The sequence below is a fragment of the Bradyrhizobium sp. SZCCHNRI3052 genome, assembly GCF_032484895.1.
Lineage (GTDB): Bacteria > Pseudomonadota > Alphaproteobacteria > Rhizobiales > Xanthobacteraceae > Bradyrhizobium.
Genome location: NZ_JAUETW010000003.1, coordinates 212,184 through 239,160, shown reverse-complemented (window position 1 = coordinate 239,160; position 26,977 = coordinate 212,184). Strand labels below are relative to the sequence as shown.

20 protein-coding genes are annotated in these 26,977 nt (G+C 66.4%); 8 read left to right on the top strand and 12 right to left on the bottom strand.

What is annotated here, in order from left to right; translation table 11 throughout:
* Positions 1 to 387 precede the first annotated feature (387 nt).
* From QW887_RS11530 to QW887_RS11520, 3 genes are all read right to left on the bottom strand, one after another.
* Positions 388 to 1,329, bottom strand: coding sequence for an NAD(P)H-binding protein (locus tag QW887_RS11530; RefSeq protein WP_316194616.1), 942 nt, complete (start codon positions 1,327 to 1,329; stop codon positions 388 to 390).
* A gap of 138 nt (positions 1,330 to 1,467) precedes the next feature.
* Complete coding sequence (locus QW887_RS11525; protein ID WP_315754715.1) at positions 1,468 to 2,316, bottom strand: VOC family protein; 849 nt, start codon at positions 2,314 to 2,316, stop codon at positions 1,468 to 1,470.
* Positions 2,313 to 3,572, bottom strand: a complete 1,260-nt coding sequence (locus QW887_RS11520; RefSeq protein ID WP_315754716.1) for a Glu/Leu/Phe/Val dehydrogenase — start codon at positions 3,570 to 3,572, stop codon at positions 2,313 to 2,315. The genes QW887_RS11525 and QW887_RS11520 overlap by 4 nt, the downstream gene beginning before the upstream one ends.
* A gap of 205 nt (positions 3,573 to 3,777) precedes the next feature.
* On the opposite strand from QW887_RS11520, the gene QW887_RS11515 reads away from it, so the two are divergent.
* Together QW887_RS11515 and rbsK are read left to right on the top strand one after the other, a co-directional pair.
* Positions 3,778 to 4,671: a sugar kinase gene (locus QW887_RS11515; RefSeq protein WP_315715822.1), complete on the top strand. Its 894-nt coding sequence runs from the start codon at positions 3,778 to 3,780 to the stop codon at positions 4,669 to 4,671.
* Positions 4,672 to 4,691: 20 nt separating this feature from the next.
* Positions 4,692 to 5,600, top strand: a complete 909-nt coding sequence (rbsK, locus tag QW887_RS11510; protein WP_315754718.1) for a ribokinase — start codon at positions 4,692 to 4,694, stop codon at positions 5,598 to 5,600.
* On the opposite strand, the gene QW887_RS11505 is transcribed toward rbsK, so the two are convergent.
* A complete protein-coding gene (locus QW887_RS11505) occupies positions 5,597 to 6,832 on the bottom strand; it encodes an NAD(P)/FAD-dependent oxidoreductase (protein WP_316194539.1) in 1,236 nt (411 codons plus the stop codon). The two genes, rbsK and QW887_RS11505, sit on opposite strands and share 4 nt — an antisense overlap.
* A 114-nt stretch (positions 6,833 to 6,946) precedes the next feature.
* Here QW887_RS11505 and QW887_RS11500 point away from each other — a divergent pair, with 114 nt between their 5' ends.
* Complete coding sequence (locus tag QW887_RS11500; protein ID WP_315715745.1) at positions 6,947 to 7,732, top strand: enoyl-CoA hydratase/isomerase family protein; 786 nt, start codon at positions 6,947 to 6,949, stop codon at positions 7,730 to 7,732.
* An 8-nt stretch (positions 7,733 to 7,740) separates the two neighbouring features.
* Here the strand turns inward: QW887_RS11500 and QW887_RS11495 are convergent, their stop codons facing one another.
* Both QW887_RS11495 and QW887_RS11490 read right to left on the bottom strand, forming a co-directional pair.
* Entirely contained in the window at positions 7,741 to 9,447 is a 1,707-nt protein-coding gene (locus tag QW887_RS11495) for an IlvD/Edd family dehydratase (RefSeq protein WP_315826401.1), read from the bottom strand.
* A gap of 138 nt (positions 9,448 to 9,585) precedes the next feature.
* Positions 9,586 to 10,404, bottom strand: a complete 819-nt coding sequence (locus QW887_RS11490) for an NAD(P)-dependent oxidoreductase (protein WP_316164338.1) — start codon at positions 10,402 to 10,404, stop codon at positions 9,586 to 9,588.
* 89 nt (positions 10,405 to 10,493) lie between these two features.
* Here QW887_RS11490 and QW887_RS11485 point away from each other — a divergent pair, with 89 nt between their 5' ends.
* Positions 10,494 to 11,462, top strand: a complete 969-nt coding sequence (locus tag QW887_RS11485; protein WP_315715742.1) for an SMP-30/gluconolactonase/LRE family protein — start codon at positions 10,494 to 10,496, stop codon at positions 11,460 to 11,462.
* Positions 11,463 to 11,557: 95 nt separating this feature from the next.
* Here QW887_RS11485 and QW887_RS11480 read toward each other — a convergent pair whose 3' ends face one another.
* Positions 11,558 to 12,988 (bottom strand): aldehyde dehydrogenase family protein, encoded by a 1,431-nt coding sequence (locus tag QW887_RS11480; RefSeq protein ID WP_315754729.1) that lies wholly within the window; start codon positions 12,986 to 12,988, stop codon positions 11,558 to 11,560.
* A gap of 490 nt (positions 12,989 to 13,478) precedes the next feature.
* The gene (locus QW887_RS11475) at positions 13,479 to 15,848 is read right to left on the bottom strand and encodes a transketolase (protein ID WP_315715740.1); all 2,370 of its coding nucleotides are present in this window, start codon (positions 15,846 to 15,848) and stop codon (positions 13,479 to 13,481) included.
* Between the two features lie 141 nt (positions 15,849 to 15,989).
* Here QW887_RS11475 and QW887_RS11470 point away from each other — a divergent pair, with 141 nt between their 5' ends.
* The 4 genes from QW887_RS11470 to QW887_RS11455 all read left to right on the top strand — a co-directional run bounded on the left by QW887_RS11470 (position 15,990) and on the right by QW887_RS11455 (position 20,226).
* A complete protein-coding gene (locus QW887_RS11470; protein ID WP_315715739.1) occupies positions 15,990 to 16,451 on the top strand; it encodes an Lrp/AsnC family transcriptional regulator in 462 nt (153 codons plus the stop codon).
* Between the two features lie 528 nt (positions 16,452 to 16,979).
* Complete coding sequence (locus QW887_RS11465) at positions 16,980 to 17,354, top strand: hypothetical protein (RefSeq protein WP_315715738.1); 375 nt, start codon at positions 16,980 to 16,982, stop codon at positions 17,352 to 17,354.
* Positions 17,355 to 17,807: 453 nt separating this feature from the next.
* Positions 17,808 to 18,911, top strand: a complete 1,104-nt coding sequence (locus QW887_RS11460; protein WP_315715737.1) for a ferredoxin — start codon at positions 17,808 to 17,810, stop codon at positions 18,909 to 18,911.
* 55 nt (positions 18,912 to 18,966) lie between these two features.
* A complete protein-coding gene (locus tag QW887_RS11455; RefSeq protein ID WP_315715736.1) occupies positions 18,967 to 20,226 on the top strand; it encodes a 2Fe-2S iron-sulfur cluster-binding protein in 1,260 nt (419 codons plus the stop codon).
* A 203-nt stretch (positions 20,227 to 20,429) separates the two neighbouring features.
* Here the strand turns inward: QW887_RS11455 and QW887_RS11450 are convergent, their stop codons facing one another.
* From QW887_RS11450 to QW887_RS11435, 4 genes are all read right to left on the bottom strand, one after another.
* The gene (locus QW887_RS11450) at positions 20,430 to 21,602 is read right to left on the bottom strand and encodes a fumarylacetoacetate hydrolase family protein (RefSeq protein WP_315715735.1); all 1,173 of its coding nucleotides are present in this window, start codon (positions 21,600 to 21,602) and stop codon (positions 20,430 to 20,432) included.
* Between the two features lie 85 nt (positions 21,603 to 21,687).
* Positions 21,688 to 24,669 (bottom strand): autotransporter domain-containing protein, encoded by a 2,982-nt coding sequence (locus QW887_RS11445; RefSeq protein ID WP_315826406.1) that lies wholly within the window; start codon positions 24,667 to 24,669, stop codon positions 21,688 to 21,690.
* Between the two features lie 266 nt (positions 24,670 to 24,935).
* The gene (locus tag QW887_RS11440; protein ID WP_315715821.1) at positions 24,936 to 25,889 is read right to left on the bottom strand and encodes a DMT family transporter; all 954 of its coding nucleotides are present in this window, start codon (positions 25,887 to 25,889) and stop codon (positions 24,936 to 24,938) included.
* A 195-nt stretch (positions 25,890 to 26,084) separates the two neighbouring features.
* On the bottom strand, positions 26,085 to 26,924 hold the full coding sequence (locus QW887_RS11435) for an aldo/keto reductase (protein ID WP_315826407.1): 840 nt from the start codon (positions 26,922 to 26,924) through the stop codon (positions 26,085 to 26,087).
* Positions 26,925 to 26,977: the final 53 nt, after the last annotated feature.

The window sequence follows — 26,977 nt, the reverse complement described above, 5'->3', positions numbered from 1 at the left end:
GCCGCGCGGGCAACGGTGGCCAGAAAGCCCGGAGCACCGGGGAGAACGCGAAGCAGCCGTCAAACCATCGCGCGGGGAATGCCGGGTGTTCTCGGCTGAACCTGTGGTTCCTGCCGCCTGCATTTTTTCCGCAGGCGGGCCATGGGTGCGGCCAGCGCCCGGCATTCCCCGCGCCCTCTTCTCGAAGAGGGCAGGACGAACGCTAAAGCTCGGACGCGAAACGCGCCGCGAGAAGAAGACCGCATGTCTCATCTCTCCGTCATTGCGAGCGAAGCGACCTGTCCGCCAAAGCCCGAAGGGCGACGGCGGAAGCAATCCAGGGCCGCGCCCGCGACTCTGGATTGCTTCGTCGCTTGCGCTCCTCGCAATGACGCGGAGAGATCGAGGTTAAAACACAGCGTGATCGCCGCGCTCGGCGGTCGCCTCGCCGCGGATCAGCCTGGCGTAGTAGTCGAACAGCGTCTCCGATCCGGTCGACGGCGTGGCGTCGGCGTCGTAGCGGCCGGTGGCGGGATCGAGCACCAGCATGGATTCGGTCGCGTAGTAGCGGCCGATGCGGGCGAGCTCCGCCTTGTCGGCCAGCGACGGCACGATCCGCTTGGCGACATCGAGCCCGCCGATGATGACATCGAGCAGCGCCACCGGGACGTGCCGGAAGTGCGGCTTGCGTCCGAGCAGCGCGAACAGATGCTCGCCCTGTTCGATCGGCGTGATGGCGGGGCCTGGGCCGCCGATCGGCAGCACCCGGTTCCAGCGGCGCTCGTCATCGAGACATCCGGCCAGATAGTCGCCGAGGTCCCCGTCGCTGATCGGCTTGCACGCCGTCAACCGGCCGTCGCCGAACACCATATAGGGCCGGCCCTGCTTCACCCGCGCGACCTGTCCCGACAGCGACTTGAAGAACGCGGTCGGGCGGACGATCGAGTAGGTCAGCCCCTGCTCCATCAGATGCGCTTCGAACGCCAGCTTGGCCCTCTGAAACGCCAGCAGCGGCTTCTGCACGCAGATGGCGGACAGCAGGACGAAGTGACTCACACCGGCACTCCGCGCGGCATCCAGCACGTTCACATGGGCTTGGTAGTCGATCGCCTGGGCATCCCTGGGCACGCCGGTCCGCGAGGCCATGCAGGACACCACGGCGTCGAACCGCTCACCGCCAAAGCCGTCACGTGCGAGGGAGGCGGGATCGGTGACATCCCCCGTCCTGACGGTGGCGCCCGCGATCTTCACGGCGTCATGGCGCGGACGCACCAAGCAGACCACCTCGTGCCCGCGCGCGACGAGCGCGCGTATCGTGGCACGGCCGATCGTTCCCGTCGCGCCAAGCATGAAGACGCGGCGTGGACGGGACACAGTGGCGGGAGCCGGTTCGGAAGGAGAGATCATCGGCGTGGCAAAGACTCCGAATGCCGTTCCGACCTATATCACGGCCGGCTGGCCCATGACGCCGTCGGCTCGGCTTCGACCTCACTCCGCCGCGCGCGGGGTCTTCTCGAGGATCAGCGTGTGGATGCCGCAGGTGCCGCTGTAGAGGCTCATCACCCGTGTGCCCGGCTTGCGGCCGGCGCGCGGCTCGGAGACCTGCAGGCCGGCGGCGAGCAGCCGCGCGCGCGTCGCCTCGATGTCGGCGACGCGCCAGCTCAGGCCCCACAGCTTGTCATGGGCCTTGTCGTTGCCGGCGACCGGCCGCTTCACCACTTCGACGATCAGGTCGCCGCAGCGGAAGAACATCAACTGGCCCCATTCCTGATGGCTGCGGTCGAGCGCCATGTCGAGGCCGAGCCGCGCGCCGTAGAGCGCGGCGGCGCGTTCGGGATCCTCGGTCGAGATCACGATATGGTCGAGGCCGAGCACGGCCGTATCGGCGGTCTTGGCGGACGGCGGGCGCGGCTCGGCGAGCTCGAGGAAGAACATGCGCACGCCACGCGTGAGATCGGTCATGGCGCGGGTGCGCTTCCAATGCAGCGTCTGGCCCGAGATGCGGTCGGTGCTGTCGACCTCGGCAATCGGATCCGGCTTCAGCGCGACCCGCTCGAGCCGCCGATGCATCTTGCCGATATCGCCGGTGGCGAAGCAGATACTGGCGAGCCCCTCGCCCCAGATCTTGATCACGTTGCGGATGCGGTCGGCGGCCACGCCCTGGCCCGCCGGCGCCATCAGCTCCAGGCTCATATTGTCGAGCGTGAACAGGACGCGATCGGCGCCCTCGCCCGAATTCTGCCAGGACGGCTTGCGCGCCAGCAGCGTCTCGAACGCGGCGCTGCCGGCCTGGATGTCCTGCAGCAGGACGACGACGTGGTCGAGGCCGGTGATCACGGAAACAGCCCTCGCGAGTTCTTGGCGGCGCGCACCTTCTCCACGCCGATCGCCATCGCCGCGGTCCGGTGGGAGATGCCGTCGGTCTTGCCGCGCGTCAGCATGCGCTCGAAGGCACGGTCAAGGATCTGGTACTCCCTGCGCATCACCTCCTCTTCCTCCCAGAACAGCTGCTGCAGGTCCTGCACCCATTCGAAATAGCTGACGATGACGCCACCGGAATTGCAGAGAATGTCGGGAATGAGGAAGATCTCGTTGCGGCGCTGGTCGAGCACCAGATCGGCATCCGGCGTGGTCGGGCCGTTGGCGGCTTCCGCAATGACGCGGCATTTCAGGTTCGCCGCCACCTTGGCGTCGATCACCCGCTCGACCGCGGCCGGCACGAGGATGTCGCAGGCCAGGGTCAGGATCTCCCGCGGATCGAAGGCGAGCTCGGTGGAGAAGCCGGCAATGCTGCCGTGCCTGGCGGCGTGCGCCATCAAGGCCGGGATGTCGAGGCCGCGCGGATCATGGAGGGCGCCGGTGTGATCGCTGACCGCAATCACCTTCATGCCCATCTGGTGGAAGCCGAGCGCGGCATAGGAGCCGACATTGCCAAAGCCCTGCACGACCGCGGTGGACTTGGTCGGGTCGATGCCCAGCTCATCCATCACCCGCCTCGACACATGGGCGACGCCGCGGCCGGTCGCCTCGCGGCGCCCCAACGTGCCGCCGGAGAACACCGGCTTGCCGGTCACGATCTCCATCACCGTCTGCCCCTGGTACATGGAATACGTGTCCATGAACCACGCCATCACCTGCTCGTTGGTGCCCATGTCGGGCGCCATCACGTCGGTATGCGGGCCGACGAACGGGATCATCTCCTGCATATAGCGGCGCGACAGCGATTCGAGCTCGCGCTTCGACAGTTTGGAGAGATCGACGTTGATGCCGCCCTTGGCGCCGCCATAGGGCAACCCGACCAACGCGCATTTCCAGCTCATCCAGATCGCGAGCGCGGCGACCTCGCCAATGTCGACCGTCGGAGCGAACCGCGTGCCGCCCTTGGTCGGCCCCATCGTCAGCAGATGCTGGACCCGGTAGCCTTCATAGACCGCGATCGTGCCGTCATCCTTGTGGATCGGACACGAGACGGTGATCGCCCGCTTCGGCAAGAGCAGCCGGTCCCGCTCGTCGGCTGGGATGCCAAGGTGGTCGGCGATCACGTTGAACTGATTGGTGGCCATCTCGAAGACCGGACCCGCATAGACAGTCATATTCCACTCCCGAATCTGCGCTTCTGCAGGCCGGCAACCATAGCGCGACCCGAGCGCCGGCGGCAGGGGGCCACCGGTAGCAGACGGCCGATCTCAACCACCAAGGTGACGATTTGGCGAAGAATTTCAGCGTTGATCCGCTTTGACCGCTTGCTAATCTGCGGCGCCGGGGCCGCGATCACCCCTTAGTGAGACAGAAATGGCAATGCAGGCCCTCTTCATCGGACAGACCTACATCGACGTGACGTTCATCACCGACCACATGCCGACGGGGGACGAGAAGCACGTGGCATCCGACTATGCCGTCTCGTTCGGCGGCAATGCGGTGACTGCGGCATTTTGCTGCGCCAAGCTCGGCATCGTGCCCGACCTGATCGCCACCGTCGCGAATGACTGGCTCGGGCGGATGTTCCAGGACATGACCGCGAAATACGGCATCTCCGTCCATCCCCGGAAGGTCAATGCCTCCTCGCTGTCCTTCATCATGCCGAAGGACGGCAAGCGCGCCATCGTGCGCTGCCGCGACGATGCGCATATCCACCCGTTCCCGCTGCTCAATCTCGGCAATTGCAAGGCGCTGCATGTCGACGGCCACCAGCCCGACGCGGCGTTGCATTATGCCAAGCTGTGCCGCGAGGCCGGCATCCTGACCTCGCTGGACGGCGGCGGCCTGCGCACCAACACCCATGAGCTCCTGGAATATATCGACGTCGCGATCGTGGCCGAGCGGCTGTGCGAGCAGATGGACCTCACGCCGGAGAAGATGCTCGACTACCTGAAGAGCCGCGGCTGCCGCATCGGCGGCGTCACCCAGGGCGAAAAGGGCCTGCTCTGGTATGACGAGGTCGGCGCCGTGCATACGCTGCCCGCCTATCCGATCCCGCGCGAGCGCGTGATCGACACCAACGGCGCCGGCGACGTCTTCCACGGCGCCTATGTGTATTCGTATCTCGCCAATCCTGCGAAGGGCTGGAAGGAGCATTTCGAGTTCGCCCGCGCGGCCTCGACGTTCAAGATCCAGAAGCTCGGCAACGAGGCCGGCCTGCCGACGCTCGCCGATATCGAGCTGGTCCGGCAGGAATTCGAGGCTCGCGTCTAGCGGTTGTGGGGAGCAGGCGGATGGGGCGGGTCGTCGTCGCCGGCAGCATCAACATGGATGTGGTGGCGGCGGCCGAGCGCCATCCGCGCATCGGCGAGACCGTCGCCGGCCGGTCGGTGATGTACTTTCCGGGCGGCAAGGGAGCGAACCAGGCCGTCGCCGCGGCCAAGCTCGGCGTGCCGACGGCGCTGATCGGCCGGCTCGGTCGCGACGCCTTCGGGGAGCAGTTGCGCGCATTTCTCACGGCTCAGGGCATCGATCTCACCGCCGTGAAGGACAGCGCCAGCGCGTCGACCGGCACCGCGATCATCACGCTGGCCAAGGCCGACAACACGATCGTGGTGATATCAGGCGCCAACGCCGAGGTCAGCGCCGACGATGTGGCGCAGGTGTCTCTTGGCTCGGGAGACGTGGCCGTCAGCCAGTTCGAGATCCCGCAAGCGACGATTGTCGCGTTCTTCCAGCGTGCCAAAGCGGCCGGCGCCACCACGATCCTCAACCCCGCCCCCGCGAGCGCCTTCGACAGCCCGCTGTTTGCGCTGGTTGATGTCCTCGTGCTCAACGAAACCGAGCTCGGTTTCCTGGCCGGCATCGAGCTCGGCGACGCGCCGACGCCGCAGCAGGTGAATGAGGCGGTTCGCGCGCTCAAGCCTCGCGACGACCAGACGGTCTGCGTCACGCTCGGCGCGCGTGGCGCGGTCGCGGTTTCTGGTGCCGAGGCCCGGCTGGTCGAAGGCCGCGCGGTGAAGGCCGTCGACACCACCGGTGCCGGCGACTGCTTCGTCGGTGCGCTCGCCGCGCGGCTGTCGCAGGGCGCTGATATCGCGGATGCGATCGGCTATGCCAACGTCGCCGCCTCGATCTCGGTGCAGCGCATGGGCGCCGGCCCGTCGATGCCGACCGAGGAGGAGGTTCGCGCGTGGCTCTAGGCCAGAGCGCTCTTCAGGTCGAAGCTGGGATCAGCGGCCTTGGCTGCATCCAGGGTGCCGCCCGCAGCCAGCAACTTGCGGCCGAACATATGGTCGCCGGCGCGGTTGACCGACTCGATGCCGACCAGCCGGCCCTCCTTGTAACAGAACGCGGAGAACGCCTTTTGCGCCGGATCACCGCGCAGAACGACCTGGTCATAGCCGGTGGTGAGCCCCGCGATCTGGAGCTTGTCATTGCCCTGGTCGCTCCAGAACCACGGCTGTCCGTCATAGGGCTTGACGTCGCCCATCAGCCGCGCCGCGACGCAGCGGGCGTGATCGGTGGCGTTCTGCACCGACTCCAGCCGCAGCGTCCCGCCGAAGCGCTGGCTGACGAACAGGGCGCAGTCGCCGATGGCCGAGATGTGCGGATCGCTGGTGAGCAGATATTCGTCGACGACGATGCCGGAGGCGACCTGCAATCCAGCCTCGGCAGCGAGCTCGACATTCGGCAGCACGCCGACGCCGACCACGACGAGGTCAGCGGGGATGTGCCGACCATCGCTGAGGCTGACGCCGGTGACCTTGTTGCCGTCGGCCTCGATGCTGGTGGCCTGCACGCCGAGATGGATGCGCACGCCGGCTTCCGCATGCTGCTTCTGGAAGTAGTCCGAGATTTCGGCGGTCACTGCCCGCGCCATCACCCGAGCGCCGAGCTCGAGCACGTCGACCTCGAGGCCCTTGATCCGCGCAGTCGCTGCGAATTCAAGACCGATGAAGCCGGCGCCAATGACGACGGCCCGCTTGGCATCGGCGAGCAAGCCTCGCAGCGCTTCGCTGTCGTCGAGAATGCGCAGATAGCGCACCGCTGGGAGATTGGCGTTGGGAATGTCGAGCAGCCGGTTGCGCGCACCGGTCGCGAACACGAGGTGCCCATAGTCGAGCGTCCTACCGGAGGCGAGCAGCACCCGGCGCTGATCGCGCTGAACAGCGACGGCACGATCGTAGACGAGATCGATGGTCTGGTCGGCGTAGAACTTCTGCGGTCGGAACATCAGGGTCTCGGGACCGCCGGTGCCCTTCAGATACGCCTTCGACAGCGGCGGGCGCTGATACGGCAGATGCGACTCGTCGTTGATCAGATGAATCGGATCGGCAAAGCCTGCCTGACGCAGCGAGGTCGCGAGCTGGAATCCCGCATGCCCCGCACCCACGATCACCACCGGTCCCTTCGTCACTGCACCCTGCCCCATTCTGTCATTGTCCACGCCGACGGAACCGGGTTTTGGCAGACTTGTCCGGCATTGTCACCGGTCCCGCCGTACGGTTTAAATGCGGCAACAAAAGCCACGCCCCGGGAGGTATGAATGTCGGACGCCGTAGCGGAACCTGCCCGCCTGAGCATCGAAGGTCCGATCGCGACCATCACGCTCGACCGCCCGGCAGCGTTCAACGCCATCAACCTTGCGATTGCGAAGCGCTTGGAGCTGCTTGCGGCCCAGGTCGAGGCCGACGACACCATCCGCGTGCTGATCCTGAAAGGCGAAGGCCGCGCCTTCAGCGCCGGCGGCGACCTGCAGACGATCGGCGCTGCCGCTGAGGCCGACGCCATCACGCCTGTCGTCAGCGAACTGCTGCATCACTACCATGCCTTCATCGCGAGCCTGCGGCGCATGCCCAAGATCGTGCTGGCGAGCGTGCACGGCTCCGCCGCCGGCGCGGGGATGTCGCTCGCCTTCGCCGCCGACCTCTGCATTGCCGCCGAGGACGCGCGCTTCACGCCGGCCTATGCCAAGCTCGGCGTGTCGCCCGACGGCGGCGGTACAGTTGGCGTGGTCGCCACTGTGGGCATCAGGCGGGCGCTGCAGATCTTCCTGGCGGAGGACAGCTTCACGGCCGCGCAGGCCCATGAATGGGGCTTGGTCGCGAAAGTCGTCCCCGCCCCCGAGCTCGCGGCAGCCACCGACGCGCTGGCTGCGCGGCTGGCGCAGAATGTGCCGGCGGGGATCGCGGCGACCAAGGCGCTGATCCATCGCGCGCCAACCAGCTCGGTCGAAGACCAGCTCGCCGCCGAGCGCGATGCCATCATCAACTGCATGCACACGGATGAATTCCGCGCCGCCGTGAAGCGGTTCACCAGCAAGGGAAAGTAGGACTGCGCTCACCCCTTCCCTTTCCGGCGCATGAAATCGAAATCGCAGCCGTCGTCGGCCTGCAGGATCGTTTCATGGAAGAGATGCGCATAGCCGCGCTCCGCCCATTCGGGCGTTGCGGCTTGCTTCAGCGCAGCGCGACGCCGGTCCAACTCGGCGTCGTCGACCAGCAGGTCGATGCTGCGCTTGGGAACATCGAGCCGGATCATGTCGCCGCTCCGCACCAGCGCCAGCGGGCCTCCAACCGCGGACTCCGGGGTGATATGCAGCACGATGGTGCCGAAGGCGGTGCCGCTCATGCGCGCATCGGAGATGCGCACCATGTCCTTCGTGCCGCCGCGCGCGAGCTTCTTCGGGATCGGCAGGTACCCCGCCTCCGGCATGCCGGGTGCGCCTTTCGGCCCGGCGTTGCGCAGCACCAGGACGTCGTCGGCCGAGACGTCGAGATCGGGAGCATCGACCCGCAAGGTCATGTCCTCGATCGACTCGAACACGACGGCGCGCCCGGTGTGCTGCAGCAGCTTGGGGCTTGCCGCCGAATGCTTGATGACCGCGCCGCGCGGCGCCAGATTGCCGCGCAGCACGGCAAGGCCGCCTTCCGGCTTGATCGCGTCGTCGCGCGCGCGGATCACGTCCTGCCCCGGCACGTCCTCGGCGGCGGCCACGATGTCGCGCAGCGATTGGCCGGTGATCGAGCGGCAATCGAGATCGATGAGATCGCCGAGCTGCTTCATCAGCTTTGGCACGCCACCGGCGTGATGGAAATGCTCCATGTAGTGATCGCCGGACGGCTTGAGATCGACCAGCACCGGCACCTCGCGACCGATGCTGTCGAATGCATCGAGGTCGATTTTATGCGGCGTCCGGCCGGCGATGGCGGTGAGATGCACGAGCCCGTTGGTCGAGCCGCCGATCGCCTGCAGCACCACCTGCGCATTCCGGAACGCCGCAGGGGTCAGCAGTTCGCTCGGCTTCGGTCCCTTCACCTTGGCCATCTCGGCCGCGACCCGGCCGCTGGCCTCGGCCGAGCGGAAGCGCTCGGCATGCGGCGCCGGGATGGTCGCGCTCATCGGCAAGGACAGTCCGAGCGCCTCGGTGATGCAGGCCATTGTCGAGGCCGTGCCCATCACCATGCAGGTGCCGACCGAAGGAGCGAGCCGGCCGTTGACTGCGTCGATCTCGCTGCCGTCCATCTCACCGGCGCGATACTTCGCCCAGAGACGTCGGCAGTCGGTGCAGGCGCCGAGCACCTCGCCCTTGTGATGCCCGACCACCATCGGCCCGACCGGAATGACCACCGTCGGCAGATCGGCCGACACCGCGGCCATGATCTGCGCGGGCAGGGTCTTGTCGCAGCCGCCGATAACCACCACCGCATCCATCGGCTGCGCGCGGATCATCTCCTCGGTTTCCATTGCCATCAGGTTGCGCAGATACATCGAGGTCGGATGCGCAAAACTCTCGGCGATCGAGATGGTCGGAAACACGAACGGCATCGCGCCCGACAGCATGACGCCGCGCTTCACCGCCTCCAGGATCTGCGGCACGTTGCCGTGGCACGGATTGTAGTCGCTGTAGGTGTTGGTGATGCCGACGATTGGGCGATCGAGCGCGTCGTCCGAATAGCCGGCCGCCTTGATGAAGGCCTTGCGCAGGAACAGCGAGAAGCCGGCATCGCCGTAAGCGGTCAGTCCCTTGCGCAATCCATCGGTCATGGTCTTCTCTTCTTTCATTCTCAACGTCATTCCGGGGCGCGCGAAGCGCGAACCCGGAATCCAGACATTGTCTTGCGCTCTCACATCGAGATTCCGGGTTCGCGTCCTGCGGACGCGCCCCGGAATGACGAGGTCGGATCAACCCCAGTCGATGATCCGGCTGGTGTCGCCGTCGAACTCAGTGGTGCAGAACGCGCCGCCCTGGAAATAGTCGCCGATCGGATCGGCGGGCAGCTTGGCCTGCTCGGCCAAGGCGTGCTCGCGGAAATCCTCCGCGCGGCCGGTCGGGCGATAGCCGAGGTCATAGGCACGCTGGTTGTCCCACCAGGCGCGCTCGTTCAGCGATGCGCCATAGAGCACTTCAAAATGGATGTCGGGATGCTCGAGGCCGATGCGGCAAAGTTGCACCAGATCTTCCGGCTTGAGCCAGATCGACAGCCGGCGCTTGTCGAGCGGCTTGTCGCCAAAATTGCCGATGCGGATGCAGGTCACCTTCAGCCCATGCTTGTCGGCATAGAGCGAGCCGAGCGCCTCACCGAACACCTTGCTGACGCCGTAGCGGCCGTCGGGACGCGGCTGCACGTCATTGTCGATCTTGCGGTGACGGGGATAGAAGCCGACCGCATGGTTCGACGAGGCGAACACCACGCGCTTGACGCCCTTGCGGCGGGCCGCCTCGAACAGGTTGTAGCCGCCGATGATGTTGGCCTGCAGGATGTCGTTCCACGGTCCCTCGACCGAATAGCCGCCGAAATGGATGATGCCGTCGACGCCTTCGCACAGCGCCTCGACCTGGGCGAGGTCGGCAAGATTGGCCGCCTTGAAGGTCTCCTGGCTGGAAAGATCGGCAGGCGGTTTCAGGTCGCTGAGCAGAAGGTCCGGATAGATCGGCGGCAGCAGCTTCCGCAAGGAAGTGCCGATTCCACCGCTCGCACCGGTCATCAAGATACGTGGCATTTCATCCCTCGTGTTGGGTCCGCAGGTTTGCGGTTGTGGCGGGCCAATGATAGCAGAGATCGCAACCGCGCAATAACAGGACCGGCCAAATGTCCGACGGAAACGCTCACGCGCAGGGCTGGCGCCCTGCCACCTTCTATCCCGATCCGGCGATCCAGGCGCTGGATCCGCGCTTCGAGAAATACTGGCTCAAGCTCTCGGCCGTGGAGCGGCTGGCGACGGGCCTGCGCTGGGCGGAGGGGCCAGTGTGGTTCGGCGACGGGCGCTATCTGTTGTGCAGCGATATCCCCAACCAGCGCATCCTCAAATGGGAGGAGGAAAGCGGCGCGGTCTCGGTGTTTCGCAAGCCCTCCAATTTCGCCAATGGCAACACCCGGGATCGCCAGGGCCGTCTCGTCACCTGCGAGCACGGTGGCCGCCGCGTCACGCGGACCGAGTATGACGGCTCCATCACCGTGCTGATCGACTCCTTCGACGGCAAGCGGCTGAACTCGCCAAACGACGTCGTCGTCAAATCGGACGACTCGATCTGGTTCACAGATCCGACCTTCGGCCTGCTCGGCAATTACGAGGGCTACAAGGCCGAGTCCGAGATCGACGCCAACGTGTACCGGATCGACGCGGCCACGGGCCGGGCGACCATCGTCGCCGAGGGCGTGCTGGGACCGAACGGGCTGTGCTTCTCGCCCGATGAATCCATCCTCTACATCGTCGAATCCCGCGGCGTACCGAACCGCAAGATCCTCGCCTATGACGTCTCCGCCGATGGCAGCAAGCTCGCCAACAAGCGCGTCCACATCGATGCCGGTCCGGGCACGCCGGACGGCATGCGCTGCGACGTCGACGGCAATCTCTGGTGCGGCTGGGGGATGGGCTCGCCCGAACTCGATGGCGTCATGGTGTTCGCGCCCGACGGCGCCCCGATCGGCCGCATCGCCTTGCCCGAGCGCTGCGCCAATCTCTGCTTCGGCGGGCTGAAGCGCAACCGGCTGTTCATGGCCGCCAGCCAGTCGATCTACGCGCTCTACGTCAACACGCAGGGCGCGCTGGGGGGATAATTGGCCGTCATTGCGAGGAGCGAAGCGACGAAGCAATCCAGACTTCCTTCCCGGCCCCTGGATTGCTTCGCTGCGCTCGCAATGACGGAGACCAATCAAGCCGCGTTGTAGCCCGCGATGGCCTTGACCTCGAGATACTCCTCGAGACCGAACCGGCCCCATTCGCGGCCGTTGCCGGACTGCTTGTAGCCACCGAACGGCGCGGTGCGGTCGTTCGGGACACCCTGCAGGTTGACGTTGCCGGCGCGGATCTTGCGGCCGACCTCGCGGGCCTTCTCGATCGTCGGGGCCGTGACATAGCCGGCAAGACCATAGGGCGTGTCGTTGGCGATACGCACCGCCTCGTTCTCGTCCTTGGCGCCGATGATCACGAGCACTGGTCCAAAGATTTCCTCGCGCGAGATCGTCATCTCAGGCTTGACGTCGGCGAAGATGGTCGGCCGCACATAGAAGCCCTTGTTGACGCCCTCCGGCAGGCCCGGGCCGCCGGCGACGAGGGTCGCGCCCTCCTCGATACCCTTATTGATGAGGGCCTGGATCTTGTCCCACTGGCCGCGATTGACGACCGGGCCGATCGTGGTGCCCTCGCCGCGCGGGTCACCCGCCTTGGTCTTGTCGGCGACGCCCTTCGCGATGGCAGCGACTTCCTTCATGCGCGCGGCCGGCACGATCATGCGCGACGGCGCGTTGCAGGACTGGCCGGAGTTGTTGAACATATGCATGACGCCGCCGGTCACTGCCTTCACCAGGTCGGAGCCCTCCAGGATCACGTTCGGCGACTTGCCGCCGAGTTCCTGGCTGACGCGCTTCACGGTCGGCGCCGCGCGCTTGGCGACGTCGATGCCGGCGCGGGTCGATCCGGTGAACGAGATCATGTCGATGTCCGGATGCTCGCTCATCGCAGCGCCGACCTCCGGCCCGAGGCCGTTGATCAGGTTGAACACGCCCTTCGGCACGCCGGCTTCATGCAGGATCTCGGCGAAGATCAGCGCCGAGGTCGGAGTGAATTCCGACGGCTTCAGGATCATGGTGCAGCCCGCGGCCAGCGCCGGCGCGACCTTGCAGGCGATCTGGTTCAGCGGCCAGTTCCAGGGCGTGATCATGCCGACCACGCCGACCGGCTCGCGCACCACCACGGACGCAGGCAGCGTCTCCTCGAACTCATACTTCTTCAGCACGTCGAGCGTTGACATCAGATGGCCGAGGCCGGCGCCGGCCTGCAGCTTCTCCGCCATCGGCAGCGGCGCGCCCATCTCGTCGGAGACGGCGGCGCCGATCTCCTTCATGCGGCCCTTGTAGATCGTGATGATCTTCTCGAGCAGCGCGACGCGCTCCTCGCGCGAGGTCTGTGAGAAGGTCTCGAAGGCGCGCTTGGCGGCGGCGACGGCCTTGTCGACATCGGCCTTGGAGCCCAGCGCAACCTCGTACATCGCCTCCTCGGTCGCCGGATTGATGACCTGGGTGGACTTCTTGACGACCGGATCGACCCAGGCGCCGTCGATGTAGAATTGCAGGCGATTGACCATCGGAAAACCTCTTCACGTGGAAGCATCTGGAGGGGGCGGCAGCACGCGGCCGGCATCCTGGCACGCGCGATCCGCGGGATGAACCCGCCACATGCGGGGACCGGGGTTGCGTCCCGCGGATATAGGAGCAAGGCCGCGACCGGCGCAAGCCGACCGGCCTGCGTTTCGTCGCCGCTCCATTTTGCATCGCAGCAACCGCGTGTCCCCTTCGCCCCCTCCAGATCGCCATCATTCCGGATGGCAGAATTCCCGCCGTCGAAGATTCATTTCCAAGATGTGAACTGCTTCACATCGCCGTTCGATCGCTCTGGCTAATCTCCTCTTCATAGACATCCCGGCATCTCGAAAGGACGCCGGATAAGATTTCAGAACCGATATTTTCGCCAGTTCTTATTGCGCAGCCTTTCAGTACGTAGACATTTGATCCAAGTTGCGACGCCGTCTCCTTCATCCAGGTGAGGGAGACGGCGTCCCCGTTCTTGGCCCGCCCTCACACTGCCATCTTGCGATGCCGGACCGGCGCGCCAGTGAGGCTCTCGGCCGCATCGATGATCGCGTTGGCGTCCATCCCATTGTGGCGATAGAGGTCGTCGATCGTCCCGGTCTGGCCGAATTTCTCAACCCCCAGCGCCTCGACGCGATGGCCGCGCACCGAGCCGAGCCAGCCGAGCGTCGCCGGATGGCCGTCGATCACGGTGACGATGCCGCAATCGCGCGGCAGCGGCGCCAGCAGTTGTTCGATGTGGCTGAGATGTTGCACACCGCGCCGATGCCGCCGCAGGCTGCGCGCCGCCGTCCATCCGGCATGCAGCCGGTCCGCCGAGGTGATCGCGAGCAGGCCGACGTCGCGGCGGGACTCGCCGATCAGGCCGGTGGCCTCGATCGCCTCCGGCGCGACCGCGCCGGTATAGGCGACGATCACCTCGGCATTCGGTCCCGGCTTGCGCAGCCAATAGGCGCCGGCGGCGATGTCGGATTCCAGCTCCGGCGTCATGATCCGCTGCGGCTGATCGATGGTGCGCGTCGACAGCCGCAGATAGAGCGAGCCGCCCTCGCCTGCCTCGCGCTGCATGTGGGCAAAGCCCCATTTCATGATCGCGGCGAGCTCGTCGACGAAGGCCGGCTCGAACGACGACAGCCCGTCCTGCGCCATGCCGATCAACGGTGTCGCGATCGACTGATGCGCGCCGCCCTCCGGCGCCAAGGTCACGCCCGACGGCGTGGCCGCCACCATGAAACGCGCATCCTGATAGCAGGCGTAGTTCAGCGCATCGAGGCCGCGCTCGATGAAGGGATCGTACAAGGTGACCACCGGCAGCAGCCGCGCGCCGTTGATGGCGTGCGACAGGCCAAGCGCCGAGGCCATGATGAACAGGTTCATCTCGGCGATCCCCAGCTCGATATGCTGGCCCTTCGGCGAGGCCGCCCAATTGAAGGTCGACGGGATCTTCTCGCTGCGGAACAAATCCGCCTTCTCCGCGCGGGCGAACAGGCCACGGCGGTTGACCCAGGCGCCAAGATTGGTCGAGACGGTGACGTCGGGCGACGAGGTCACGATGCGCGAGGCCAGCGCGGTGTCGCTGCGGGCGAGATCGTTGAGGATCAGGCCAAAGCCCTGCTGCGTCGACATCTGCGCCGCCGCGGTGAAGGTCAGCCGCTCCGGCACGTCGAACACCGCATCATCGAGCCGGCGGCCATCGCGATTGAACGGCACCGACGCGAGGAACGACTCCAGCGTCGAAGCATCCTGCGTCAGTCCCTCGAACTTGTCCCACTCATGGCCCGGGCGAATGTTCTGCTGCGCGCGCCACTTCTCCATCTGGGCGACGGTCATCAGGCCGGCGTGATTGTCCTTGTGGCCCTGGAACGGCAGGCCGACGCCCTTGATGGTATAGGCGATGAAGCACACCGGGCGGTCGTGGTCGATGGACTCGAAGGCATCAAGCATGCTGGCCATGTCGTGGCCGCCGAGATTGCTCATCAGCGCCAGCAACTCGTCGTCGGTGCGCTTGTCGAGCAGCCGGGTCACGTCGCCCTGATCGCCGATCTCGTCCTGGATGTGCTTGCGGAAGGCAGCCCCACCCTGGAAGCACAGCGCCGCATAAAGCGCGTTCGGGCAGTTATCGATCCAGCGCCGCAGCGCCTCGCCGCCGGGTTCGGCAAACGCCTCTCGCATCAGCCGGCCGTATTTCACGATCACCACGTCCCAACCGAAATTGCGGAACATGGTTTCGAACTTCTCCCACAGGCCCTCGCGCACGACGGCGTCCAGGCTCTGGCGGTTGTAGTCAACGATCCACCAGGTGTTGCGCAGGCCGTGCTTCCAGCCCTCGGCCAGGGCCTCGAAGATATTGCCCTCGTCCATCTCGGCGTCGCCGACCAGCGCGATCATGCGGCCCTCGCGGCGGCCCTTCATCCAGCCATGCGCGTGTACGTAGTCCTGCACCAGCGAGGAGAACAAAGTCTGCGCGACGCCGAGGCCGACCGAGCCGGTCGAGAAGTCGACATCGTCGACATCCTTGGTGCGCGACGGATAGGATTGCGCGCCCTTGAAGCCGCGGAAATTCTCCAGCTTCTCGCGCGTCTGCCGGCCGAACAGATATTGGATGGCATGGAAGACGGGGCTCGCATGCGGCTTCACCGCGACGCGGTCCTCCGGGCGCAGCACCGAGAAGTACAGCGCCGACATGATGGTCGCGAGCGAGGCGGAGGAGGCCTGGTGGCCGCCGACCTTCAGGCCGTCGGTGTTCGGCCGGATGTGGTTGGCGTGATGGATGGTCCAGGACGACAGCCACAGCGCCTTGCGGGTCAGCGCGTTCAGGATGTCGAGACGGTCTGACGATGCGGATGGCGTGGCCATGGCGCGCTGCTCCCCGGGGCCTTGTTGGATTCGCCGATTTTAATCCTGTCGCACCGGCCATAATTCTCAATTTTTCGCGTGCAGTTGCCGATTGTTGAGATATTTTCCCATTCAGAATCCACTTTGAGCGATTTTATCCCAATGCCCGAGCTCGACGCCATCGACCGCAAGATCCTCGGCCATCTCCAGGCCGACGGCCGCATCACCATGCAGGAGCTCGCCGACAAGGTCGGGCTGTCGGTCTCGCCCTGCCACCGCCGCGTCAAGCTCTTGGAGGAGCGCGGCGTCATCACCCGCTATCTCGCGACCGTCGACCAGAAGGCGCTCGGGCTGCACGTGTCCGTCTTCATCTCCATCAAGCTCGCGCGGCAGAAGGAGGAGGACCTCAAGCGCTTCGAAAAGGCGATCTCGGCCTGGCCCGAGGTGCTGGAATGCTATCTGATGACGGGAAATCGCGACTATTTGCTGCGCGTGGTGGCGGCTGATTTGTCGTCGTATGAGGCGTTCCTGAAGAGCAAGCTGACCCGCCTCGACGGCATCGCCTCGATCGAATCGAGCTTTGCGCTGAGCCAGGTGAAGTACTCCATCGCGCTGCCGGTGTGAGGCAGGCCATCGCCACGACCTCAGCTGTCGTCCCTGCGAACGCAGGGACCAATACTCCGCGGCAGACGTTGCGAAGAACGACTGGTCCAACATCGTGCGCAACAACATCTCCCTGGGGTTATGGGTCCCGGATCTGCGCGTGCTGCGCACGCTTGTCCGGGACGACGGCGGAGAGCCAAGCGAGACTTTCGGCCATCTCTGGCGCTCGGCCATGAGAGACCTCGCATGAGCCCCTCTCCCTGCGCCGTCATTCCGGGGCGCCCGCAGGGCGAGCCCGGAATCCATAACCACGATCGTGCGTATGGATTCCGGGCCCGCGCCGCTGCGCGACGCGTCCCGGAATAACGACCTTTGTTGTGTCATCGGATTTGCCACAATCGTGAGTCCAGGACCGACCGGGATGGTCACATGCGTTCTCACTCCCGCGGCGCGTTGCGTCCGGGTGATGCCGATATCATCGCCCTTATGACGTGAAGGGCGCAGGGAAGGCCGGGCGCTGGCCGCGCCCGTGGCCCGCCTGCGGAAAAAATGCAGGCGGCAGGTACCACAGGTCTGGCCGAAGACGCCCGGCCCTCCCTGCGCGATGGTTTTGACGGCTGCTTCGCGTTCTCCCCGGTGCGCCGGCTTTTGGCCACCGTGCGCGACGACGCGCTGTCCGCGCGCCGCCGCGGGGACACCAGCATCGGGGTGCCAGGACCGCGCGACTTGACCGTGCGTGCATCATTGTTCGTCGGCGCGAATGATCACGCTGCAACGACACACGCCCATCGCATTCCGCTGCCGACGTCCATGACGACCGCGATACGTCCCCTCCGACGCAACGGAACGGGCTGGACTGTAATGCTGATTATACGAAATCGGCAAGCGATTTATTTTTTGCCTGACGGCTGGACAGGATTTTAGCGCGCGATCTGATTTGCCCGTCGGGTCGTTATGGCAGCGTCGAAATCATCTGCGCACTGCCCTGATCACGCCCGAACTACGTCACAGCCGAGGCCGTCATTGATCCAGATCAAACGATCTGGAAAAACTGCTCCAGCCCCCGATCAAATCCTTGATGTTCCTCGATTTGATCCAGATCAAACGGCCGCAGGCCGACCGCAGCATGGCCCAGGGACGTCCATATTGGCCGTCAAAAAGCGCCACATCTCGCCGTCAGATTCTGCGTCACAGCATGCGCTGCGACACGAAGTCACAGGGATTGCGGGACTAACAACTCCGCGCCTGTGAACGTGACGTCGGCGCGATCGTGAAGACCAACTCGCGTCCTGGAAAGCAATGCAGAACAACAGCGCTCAACGTTCGCCCCGACACGACTACGCTTCGCAACATCGAGATGCCCGGCCGCTCGCGCACGTGGCGGTGAAGGTGGCTCCCGCCAGGTATCAGCCGGCCGCACAGGCCGGCAGCCGCAGCACCGGACGGGCCGAGCGGCGATTCTGGCTGACGATGCAGACGGTCATGCTGGTCGTCGGCGTGCTGCTGGTGAACCTGCTGCTGTTCTTCCCTCCCCTCGGCATCGCCCTGATGTGGAATCTCCTGATTCCGATCGCGCCCGCGCTGGTGACGATCTCGCCCGGCCTGTGGCGCAACATCTGTCCAATGGCGACATTCCATCTGCTGCCGAACAAGATGGGCATCTCGCAGAACATCCGGATGCCGGAATGGGGCGCGGCGACGCTCGCGGTGATCAGCGTGACGCTTCTTTTCATCGTCGTGCCGATGCGACGAATCGGACTCAATGTCGACGGTCCGCTGACGGCGGTCATGCTGCTGTCGGCCGCGGTCATGGCGTTCGCGATGGGCTCTGTGTTCGAAATGCGCTCGGGCTGGTGCACCTCGCTGTGTCCGATCCACCCCGTCGAGCGGCTCTACGGCACCAACCCCGCCCTGACCTTCAAGAATGCCCGCTGCAACATCTGCGAGGCCTGCAGCAATCCGTGTCCCGACTCCACGCCCGAGCTGACGCCGACGGCGGGCGTGCCCACCAAAGTCCAGCAGTTCCTCGGCAACTTCCTGATCGGCAGCTTCCCCGGCTTCGTCTGGGGCTGGTATCAAGTGCCGGACTATCCGCCGCAGCAGGTCGACCAGGCCGCGATCATCACCGCCTATGTGTGGCCGCTGGGCGCCGCGCTCGTCAGCTACGTCGTCTTCAGGGTCGGCGAGCACATCCTGCGCTACAGGCCCGCCGCCCGCACCCGGATGCATCGCATCTTCGCGGCGGCCGCGATCAGCACCTACTACTGGTATCGCCTGCCCGGCCCGGCATCCTTGCTGCCGGACTGGTTTCCGCTGGTCTCGCATCTCATCACGACGCCGTTCTTCTTCTGGTTCCTGGTGCTGCGTTCGCCGAAGGTGAGCTGGCTGAAGCGGCCGGTGATGGCGTCGAACTACTGGTCGAGCCGGTTCGAGAGCACCGCCAACAAGAATCTCATCCGCGTGTCGCCCGGCAAGGCGTGAATCCCCGCGGTCTCATCCCACCATCGTCACAGCGTATCCGATCGAGGAGTGAACCATGTCGAACTTCAGGACCGTCACCGTCAAGGGCCGCCAGTTCCGCGTCCGCGCGGGTGACGTGCTGCTCGATGGCGCGCTCGCCAACGGCGTCGAGATTCCGTTCGACTGTCGCGCCGGCACCTGCGGCACCTGCATGGTTCACGTCTCCAAGGGCCAGACGGTGTGCGGCGAGACGCATACGCAGGGCATGATCTATGCCTGCCAGGCGCGCGTCGTCTCCGATCTCGACGTCGAGCTGGAGGACGTGCCGGAAATCGACACCAGCAAGGCGCGGCTGGTCGGCCTGCGCGAGGTCGCGCCCGACATCATGGAGCTGATGATCGCTCCGGAGAAGAGCATCAGCTATCTGCCCGGGCAGTACTTCAAGTTCACCTTCAACGGCTATCCGGCACGCGCCTACAGCCCAACGGCGTCGTTCGACGGCCGCATCGGCGGCCGCGTCATCCATCTCAACATCAAGCGCGTGCGCGGCGGCCGCGTCACGACGGCGCTCGGCAGCGGCATCCGTCCCGGCCATCGGCTGCGCATCCAGGGGCCGTATGGGCATGCGTTCCTGCGCCCGGGCGGCACCGGCCGTCTCGTCCTCGCCGGCAGCGGCACCGGCTTCGCGCCGATCTGGGCGATCGCCGCGATGGCGCTGCGCGAGTCCCGCAACCGGCCGATGGTGATCATCGCCGGCGCCAAGAAGCTGCCGCAGCTCTACATGACGCCGATCCTGGCGCAATTGGCGCGGCTGCCGAACGTCACGATCATCCCGACGGTCGAGGAAGGTCCGGTCAATCATCCCTCGATCCGCACCGGACGGATCGAGCCGCACATGCCGACGCTGACGGCCTCCGATGTCGTCTATGCCTGCGGCTCGCCGCGCATGGTGACCGCGCTCGCCGGGATGGTCGAGAAGGCCGGCGCGACGTTCTATGCCGACCCGTTCGATTCCGCGCCACCAGAAGCGCCATCCGGCCTGATCGGCCGCATCAAGACGCTCGTGGCGCGACGTCCGCCCGAGCCTGAGCCGGGCCGTGACGGCGGCAGGGGGCATGACGCGTCGCTCGATCCGTTCGAGCGGGCGCTGTCGCTGGTGCCGAAGGATCCGATCGACGACGATCTGGGCCTGCGCCGGTCGGAGCCACGGCGCAGCACGGCCGCCGAACGCGACCACGCACTCTCGCTGGTGCGCGAGCGCGCGCTGGGCGACGCCTCATCGCTGCAGGAGCGCCCGCGCCGCGCCGCCAGCCAGATGGCCTCGGGGCATGTGTGAGATGACGCAGGAGCCCCCCAGTCTCTCCGTCACTCCGGGGCGCTCGCGAAGCGAGCGAGCCCGGAGTCCATAACCACCAGCCTGCGTGATGGAGCGCGATCGTAACTCAGGCCGTCTGCCTCACGAGCGCTGCGGCGTATGGATTCCGGGCTCGCGCTGTCGCGCGCCCCGGAATGACATCGTGGGTGTGGAGGCTGCGTGCCTCAGATCAGCTTCCGCCGCGCCAGGCTGCGCATCAGCGCACCCACGCCGAACGTCCACGGCTCGCATTCGTCGCTGTTGCGCATGCGGTTGACGAGACGACCGAGTTGAGGCGCCGAGATCGTGACGATGTCGTCGCGCTTGTGGGTGAACCCCTGGCCCGGTGCGTCGCGATCCTTGACGGGCGCGAACATCGTGCCGAGGAACAGCGCGAAGCCGTCGGGATATTGATGCACGGCACCGATGGTCTGGGCGACGAGGTCGGTCGGATCGCGGCTGATCTTGCTGATGGAGGAATGGCCGTCGAGCACGAAGCCGTCGCTGCCGGTCACGTTCAGCGCCACGTCCATCTTGCGGACGTCATCCAGCGTGAAGGTCTTGTCGAACAGGCGCAGCAAGGGGCCGATGGCGCAGGAGGCGTTGTTGTCCTTGGCTTTCGACAGCAGCAGCGCCGAGCGGCCCTCGAAGTCGCGCAGGTTGACGTCATTGCCGAGCATCGCGCCGACGATCCGGCCGCGGCTCGACACCGCCAGCACGACCTCCGGCTCCGGATTGTTCCAGGTCGATTTCGGATGCAGCCCGGCATCCATGCCGGTGCCGACAGATGACAGCGTCGGCGCCTTGGTGAAGACCTCGGCATCGGGGCCGATGCCGACCTCGAGATATTGGCTCCAGGCGTTCTGCTCGATCAGCACCTGCTTGAGGTGCATCGCCTGGTCGGAGCCGGGCTTCAGCTTGGAGAAATCGTCGCCGACCAGGCGCACCACCTCTTTCCGGATCGCCTCGGCCGAGGCCGGATTGCCGCGCGCCCGCTCCTCGATGACGCGCTCCAGCATCGAGATCGCGAAGGTGACGCCGGCCGCCTTCAGGACCTGCAGGTCGACCGGTGCCAGCAGCCACGGCTTGGCCGGATCGCGGCGATCCGGCGGGGTGTTGGCGAGGATGGCGGCGAGGTCGCCGATGCGCTGCCCGCCCATGCCGCGCAGCGCCGTCGCCGGATCATCCTGCTCGCACAGCGCGCTGACGGTGGGGAAAGCCGAGGTGACGTCATAAACACCGTCATCGCGCACCGCGACCACGGCCGGTCCGTCCACGTCGGGGCGCCAGACCCGGCCAACCAGCGTGCCGCTGGTGCCGTCGTCGGGCAGGACGGTCTCGGGCGTCAGGTTGATCATGGCGTCGTGCTCCCTGTTGTTCTTGTTGCTCAGCGCACCCCTAGCATCGGTGCACGCCGGCTCCAAGCCACACGACGTCGCGCAATCACCAACTGTAGCGCACCACGCCCTTGCCGGCGTAGGAGCGGCTGATGGACGAGAATTCGCCTTCGAAGGTCGCGACCGCCGACCAGCCGTTGCGCCAGGCGATTTCGGCCGAGGCGGTGGTGAGCGCGAGGTCGCGCGACTGCGCGGCGCCGTTGACGACGAAGCTCGTGCCCGGCAGCGCCTCGAAGCCCGCGGTCATGGTGCGATCGGGGTTGAAATTGTGCGCCCAGGCGGCGCGGCCGCGCAGCGACAGCACGCCGTCGGCGAGCGCAAACGACCGGTCGACGCGCGCGCCGAGCTCGGTGCGCGCATCCGTCACGGTCTTGCCGGCATAGCTCAGCGCGAAGGTGCCCGCGCCGGAGAGCACCTGCTCGGCATAGGACGGCAGCACGTAAGCCGTCGCCTGGCCGCCGAGATAGGGCGTGATCCCGCCCCACGGCGTGGCATAGCGGCGGCCGGCCTCGAGGCGGGCCGAATAGGCCGACGCATCGAAGCGGGCGCGGAGCTGGTCGACGCCGGCGACGGTCACGGCGCGGTCGGTGGTCACGTCGTGCCAGCCATAGGCGAGCGCCGCGGAGAGATAGTCCGGACCACTGCGATAGCGGGCGAAGGCGCCGGCCTGGAACAGGTCGGAGCGGCCGCTGCCGCCACCATTGACGCCGAAGGCGGTGCCGCCGCCCGACAGCGCGAAGCCGGCCAGCCAGCTCGGCGACACGATGTAATCAGCGCCGGCGGCCAAGGCGACCTCGCGGATCGTGGCGTTGTTCGAGCCGAGCGCGGCGTTGCCATCGGCGAACGAGCCGCCGCCGAACGGCGCCGCCCAGGTGCTCCAGCGCTCGTCGAAGCGCCGGGCCGGTATGGCCTTCACCGGCATGCGCGCGAAGGCATCGCGCGGCGCGGCGCCCTGTCCTGCGTCGGCGAACGCCGCTGCCGGACCGGATGCGTTCGCGCTGCGCCCGGCGACAAAGGGATCGGTCATCAGGCCAAGGAAGATCTTCATCGAGTCGAACATCGCCTGCTGCGAGGCGGTGGCGATCTCGCCGGACGCCTGTGTCAGGCCGGCTGGGGTCAACGCGCCGAAAGCGAGCGGGATGCCGCCGGTGCGGTTGAAATAGCCGGTCGTGGTGTCCGTGACGTTCTGCTGGTTGGTGTTGGTCCCGGCCGTGCCGAGCGTCAGGTTCAGATAGACGTTGTTGGCGTCGTAGCTCAGGCTCGAAGAGAAGTTGGCCGGCAGGTTGGTGTTGATCAGCGTGTTGAAGGTGCCGCTGATGCCGCCGGCGGCGTTGACGATCGTGTACTGCTTGTTGACATAGCTGCCGGGCGCGAAGCTCGCCTGCACGGTCGCGCCGCCGAGCGTCGCGGTGCCCGTCACATTGACCCGGTCGGCATTGGCCGGCGACACCTCGACCATGTAGCTCGCGGCCGCCGTGAACACGAGGCTGCCCTGCACGGTGAGCAGCCCGATCGAATTGCCCGGCGCGAGCGCGCCGCCATTGACCAGCGTGCTGCCGACGATGCCGTTGCCGCCGAGCGTCCCGCCGGCATTCACGGTGACGCTGCTGCCGGCGATGGCGCCGTTGACGGCGAGGATGCCGCCATCGACCGTGGTCGTGCCGGTGTAAGTGTTGATGCCGGACAATGTCAGCTTGCCGCTGCCGACCTTGGTCAGCGAGCCTGGGCCGATGGTGCCGCACCCGCAAGGATCGGTGTCGCCGATCACGCCGGAGACCTCGGTGGAGAGATTGTTGCCGCCGACCACCAGCGTGTTGAAGGCGCCGATGTAGTAGTTGCCGGAGCCCGCCAGCGAGCCGGCGGTGATGCGGCCGTCGCCATTGACACCCATGCTACCGGAGAAATCGACCACGCCGGTGCCATTGGTGACGAACTGGGCGGTGCCGCCGGTCGTATTGTCGAGGAAGCGGGTGCGGCCGCCATCATTGGTGATGATCGTGGCGGAGCCGGCGCTGGCGTGATCGAAGAACAGCGTCGATCCGCCGTCATTGGTGGTGACGGTCGCGTTCGCCGCGGTGGAATGGGCGTTGAACTGGACCTGGCCGTTCATGTTGTTGATGATGGTGGCATTGCCGGCCGACGGGGTGTCGCTGCCGAAGCCGATCCCGAACATCACGTACGAATTGCCGCCATTGGTGATGACCGCATTGGCGGCCGTGGCGGCATTGACGAACGCCAGCAGGCTGAACGTATCGTTCGTGATCGTCGCGTTGCCGGCGCTGGTGTTGGCGTTGAACAGCGTGCGACCCTGATGGTTGGTGATCACGGCGTTCCCCGCCGTGGCCGTATCGGTGCCGCCGGCGACGCCGAACGCGGTCGTGGCAATCGACTGGTTCACGATCGTCATCGCACCGGCGGAGCTCGCGCCGAGGAAGTTGGTGGTGCCGCCGTCATTGGTGAGCGAGGTGATGCCGGAGGTGTCGGCCCTGACGATGTTGAAGATGCCGAAATTCGAAACGTCGCCGATGATGCGGGCGGTGTGGGTGGCGTCGCCGAGTTGCAGCGTCGCGACGCTGCCGATGAAGGTGCCGCCGGAATAGGAGTTGGTGCCGAGCAGGATGGTGGTGCTGTTGCCGAGCAGCTCGGCGCGCACGCCGGCAACGGTCTCGCCGAGATTGTTGCCGATCGTGATCGTCTGGCCGGAATTGGCGTTGTTGATGAAGCCCCAGCCGGAGCCGGCGACGCCGAAATTCACGTCGGCGCCGCCAATCGAATAGGACTGGGCGTTGCTGAGGAAGATCCAGGAATCCGGATTGATCGGCGCGGTGACCGTGATGGTCGATGCGCCGGTGGCGCCGAACAGCGCCTCCTGGCCGCTCGATGCCGGCGGCGCGCCGGCCGGCGGGCTCTCCCAGTTGGTCGAGAGATTGTAGTCGGAGGTCGCGGTGGACGAGCCGGTGCCGCCCCAGGTGTAGTCGGTCTGGGCCAGCGCCGACGTCGTCAGCCCGAGCCCACAGAGCCCGAGCATGAGCCCCAGCGCGCCCCACACGGCCCGCGCCGTCCGACACACCGCCGTTTCGACCCGCCTCCGCACGCAATCCCCCGATCTTGCTCTGCACCCGTGATGCAATCCAAGACCTAGCAGGCGCACGGCGCCCGCCGAGATCGACGGCGCTCCTGTTTCTTGTTTGAAATCAGTGCGTTACGCGTTTGATCGCAGGTGTAGCGGACACGCAACGCATCCACCCAAAAAGTCGCTCCCCGGTAATGGCCCGGGGGCGTGCGACCGATGGCTCACGGATTCGGCGAGCTCTCGCCGGCGACCTGGAGCAGTTGCGAGCGGCGGACGCGCTCGCGATGGGCGGTGTAGAGGCCGCTGGAGACGATGAAGGCGGCGCCGACGATGGTCCAGACGTCCGGCACCTCGCCGAACACCAGGAAGCCGAGGATGCTGACCCACAGGAGCTGGGTGTAGGAGAACGGCGCCAGCACCGAGGCGTCGGCATAGCGGAATGCCAGCACCACGATCCACTGCCCCATGGTCGAGGCGACGCCGACCAGCACGCCGAAGCCGATGTCCTGCCAGGACGGCGTGGTCCATACGAACGGCACGATTGCCGTGAGCACGCAGACGCCGGCAATCGAGGAATAGGTCATGATGGTGATGGCGTGCTCGCGGCCGCTCATCATCCGCGTCATGATCAGCGTGCAGGCCCAGGCGAACGCCGAGACGATCGGGAACAGCGCGGCAAGATGGAACGCGCCGGTGCCAGGGCGGAGGATGATCAGCACGCCGCACAGCCCGACCGCGGTTGCGACCCAGCGGCGCAGGCCGACCTTCTCGCTGAGGAAGATGATTGACAGCGCGGTGACGAACAGCGGCGCGACGAAGCCGGTCGCGGAGGCCTCGGCGATCGGCAGATAGCGTAAACCGGTGATGAACATCAGCGACGAGCCGAGCAGCGCAACGCCGCGCAGCAGCTGGAACTTGAGCTGCTCGGTGCGCATCGCGAACAGCGGCGAGCCCGGGATCATCGCCGGCACCATGATCGCTGCGAATACCACGAAGCGGATCCAGGTGATCTCGATCGAGGGCAGCGTCTTCGACAGATACTTCGCGGTGACGTCCGAGGTGCCGAGGAACACGGTCGACAGCAGGATCAGCGCGATGCCGCGGAACGGCCGGTCGGCCCGCGCGGGCGCGCGCTTGCGCGTGGCCTGCGGCTTCTCCTGCACGGATGTCGGCACATCGTCGAGGCGCGCGGCGGCGGCCGCACTCGGTGGCGGGGTCACGGTCGAACTCGGACGTTTGGAGACAGGACGATTCGGTGAGTGGCGACAAAACGCCAATCGCGACGCCGCGACAACCCATCGAAGCGGGCAGCACTTATGCGTTGCTACGCGCCGGGGTAGCAAACATCCGTAATTTTCCGTGATGCTGCATTACAGCATGGGCAGCCCACGCGGCTTCGGCCCGCGCGGAAAGGCGCGATCGATTGCGGCGATCTCGGCCGCGGTGAGCTCGATGTCGCCGGCCGCCGCATTCTGCTCGGCATGCCCGGGCCGCGACGCCTTGGGGATCGCGAACAGCGACGACGCCCGCGTCAGGAAGGCCAGCGCGACCTGGCGCGGCGTTGCACCATGCTGCTCCGCGATCCGCTGCAGCACCTCGCCGCCGGCGCCGCGGCGTTCCGGAAAGTCGTCATGGCCGAACGGCGAGTAGGCGACCACGGCAACACCATGCTGGCCGCACCACGGAATGACGGCATGCTCGATGGCGCGCTCCTGCAGATGATAGAGCACCTGGTTGCAGGCGATCTTGCCCTCACCTGCGACCTCCAGCAGTTCGTCGAGATCGTCGACGTCGAAATTGCTGACGCCCCAGGACGCGATCTTGCCGGCCGCCTTGAGCTCCTCGAACGCCGCCACCGTCTCCGCGAGTGGATAGGAGCCCGGCCAGTGCAGGAGATAGCAGTCGAGCCGGTCGGTCTTCAGCCGCTGCAGCGAGCGCTCGCAGGCGGTGACGGTGCCCTTGCGCGAGGCGTTGCTCGGCAGCACCTTCGACACCAGGAACACCTCGTCGCGTCGGCCGGCGATGGCCTCGGCGACGACGAGCTCGGCATCGCCATACATCTCGGCGGTGTCGATGTGGCTCATGCCGAGATCCAGGCCGCGCCGCAGGGTGGCGATGGCGCGGCGGCGATCGGCGTGGTCGAGATACCAGGTGCCCTGCCCGATGACGGAGACGCCGCCGCCGCCGGTTCCGAATGTCTTGTGCTTCATGCGCGGGAGCATAGTGGATGAGGCGCACGGCGTCGATTGGGTGCCCTCCCTGC

Coding starts and splice junctions, on each gene's coding strand:
- QW887_RS11470 (WP_315715739.1), top strand. CDS start 15,990: ATGCCCGAGCTCGACGCCATCGACCGCAAGATCCTCGGCCATCTCCAG.
- QW887_RS11435 (WP_315826407.1), bottom strand. CDS start 26,924: ATGAAGCACAAGACATTCGGAACCGGCGGCGGCGGCGTCTCCGTCATC.
- QW887_RS11515 (WP_315715822.1), top strand. CDS start 3,778: ATGCAGGCCCTCTTCATCGGACAGACCTACATCGACGTGACGTTCATC.
- QW887_RS11495 (WP_315826401.1), bottom strand. CDS start 9,447: ATGACCGATGGATTGCGCAAGGGACTGACCGCTTACGGCGATGCCGGC.
- QW887_RS11445 (WP_315826406.1), bottom strand. CDS start 24,669: ATGCTCGGGCTCTGTGGGCTCGGGCTGACGACGTCGGCGCTGGCCCAG.
- QW887_RS11465 (WP_315715738.1), top strand. CDS start 16,980: ATGCAGGCGGCAGGTACCACAGGTCTGGCCGAAGACGCCCGGCCCTCC.
- QW887_RS11520 (WP_315754716.1), bottom strand. CDS start 3,572: ATGACTGTCTATGCGGGTCCGGTCTTCGAGATGGCCACCAATCAGTTC.
- QW887_RS11475 (WP_315715740.1), bottom strand. CDS start 15,848: ATGGCCACGCCATCCGCATCGTCAGACCGTCTCGACATCCTGAACGCG.
- QW887_RS11450 (WP_315715735.1), bottom strand. CDS start 21,602: ATGATCAACCTGACGCCCGAGACCGTCCTGCCCGACGACGGCACCAGC.
- QW887_RS11490 (WP_316164338.1), bottom strand. CDS start 10,404: ATGCCACGTATCTTGATGACCGGTGCGAGCGGTGGAATCGGCACTTCC.
- QW887_RS11500 (WP_315715745.1), top strand. CDS start 6,947: ATGTCGGACGCCGTAGCGGAACCTGCCCGCCTGAGCATCGAAGGTCCG.
- QW887_RS11530 (WP_316194616.1), bottom strand. CDS start 1,329: ATGCTTGGCGCGACGGGAACGATCGGCCGTGCCACGATACGCGCGCTC.
- QW887_RS11505 (WP_316194539.1), bottom strand. CDS start 6,832: ATGGGGCAGGGTGCAGTGACGAAGGGACCGGTGGTGATCGTGGGTGCG.
- QW887_RS11485 (WP_315715742.1), top strand. CDS start 10,494: ATGTCCGACGGAAACGCTCACGCGCAGGGCTGGCGCCCTGCCACCTTC.
- rbsK (WP_315754718.1), top strand. CDS start 4,692: ATGGGGCGGGTCGTCGTCGCCGGCAGCATCAACATGGATGTGGTGGCG.
- QW887_RS11455 (WP_315715736.1), top strand. CDS start 18,967: ATGTCGAACTTCAGGACCGTCACCGTCAAGGGCCGCCAGTTCCGCGTC.
- QW887_RS11480 (WP_315754729.1), bottom strand. CDS start 12,988: ATGGTCAATCGCCTGCAATTCTACATCGACGGCGCCTGGGTCGATCCG.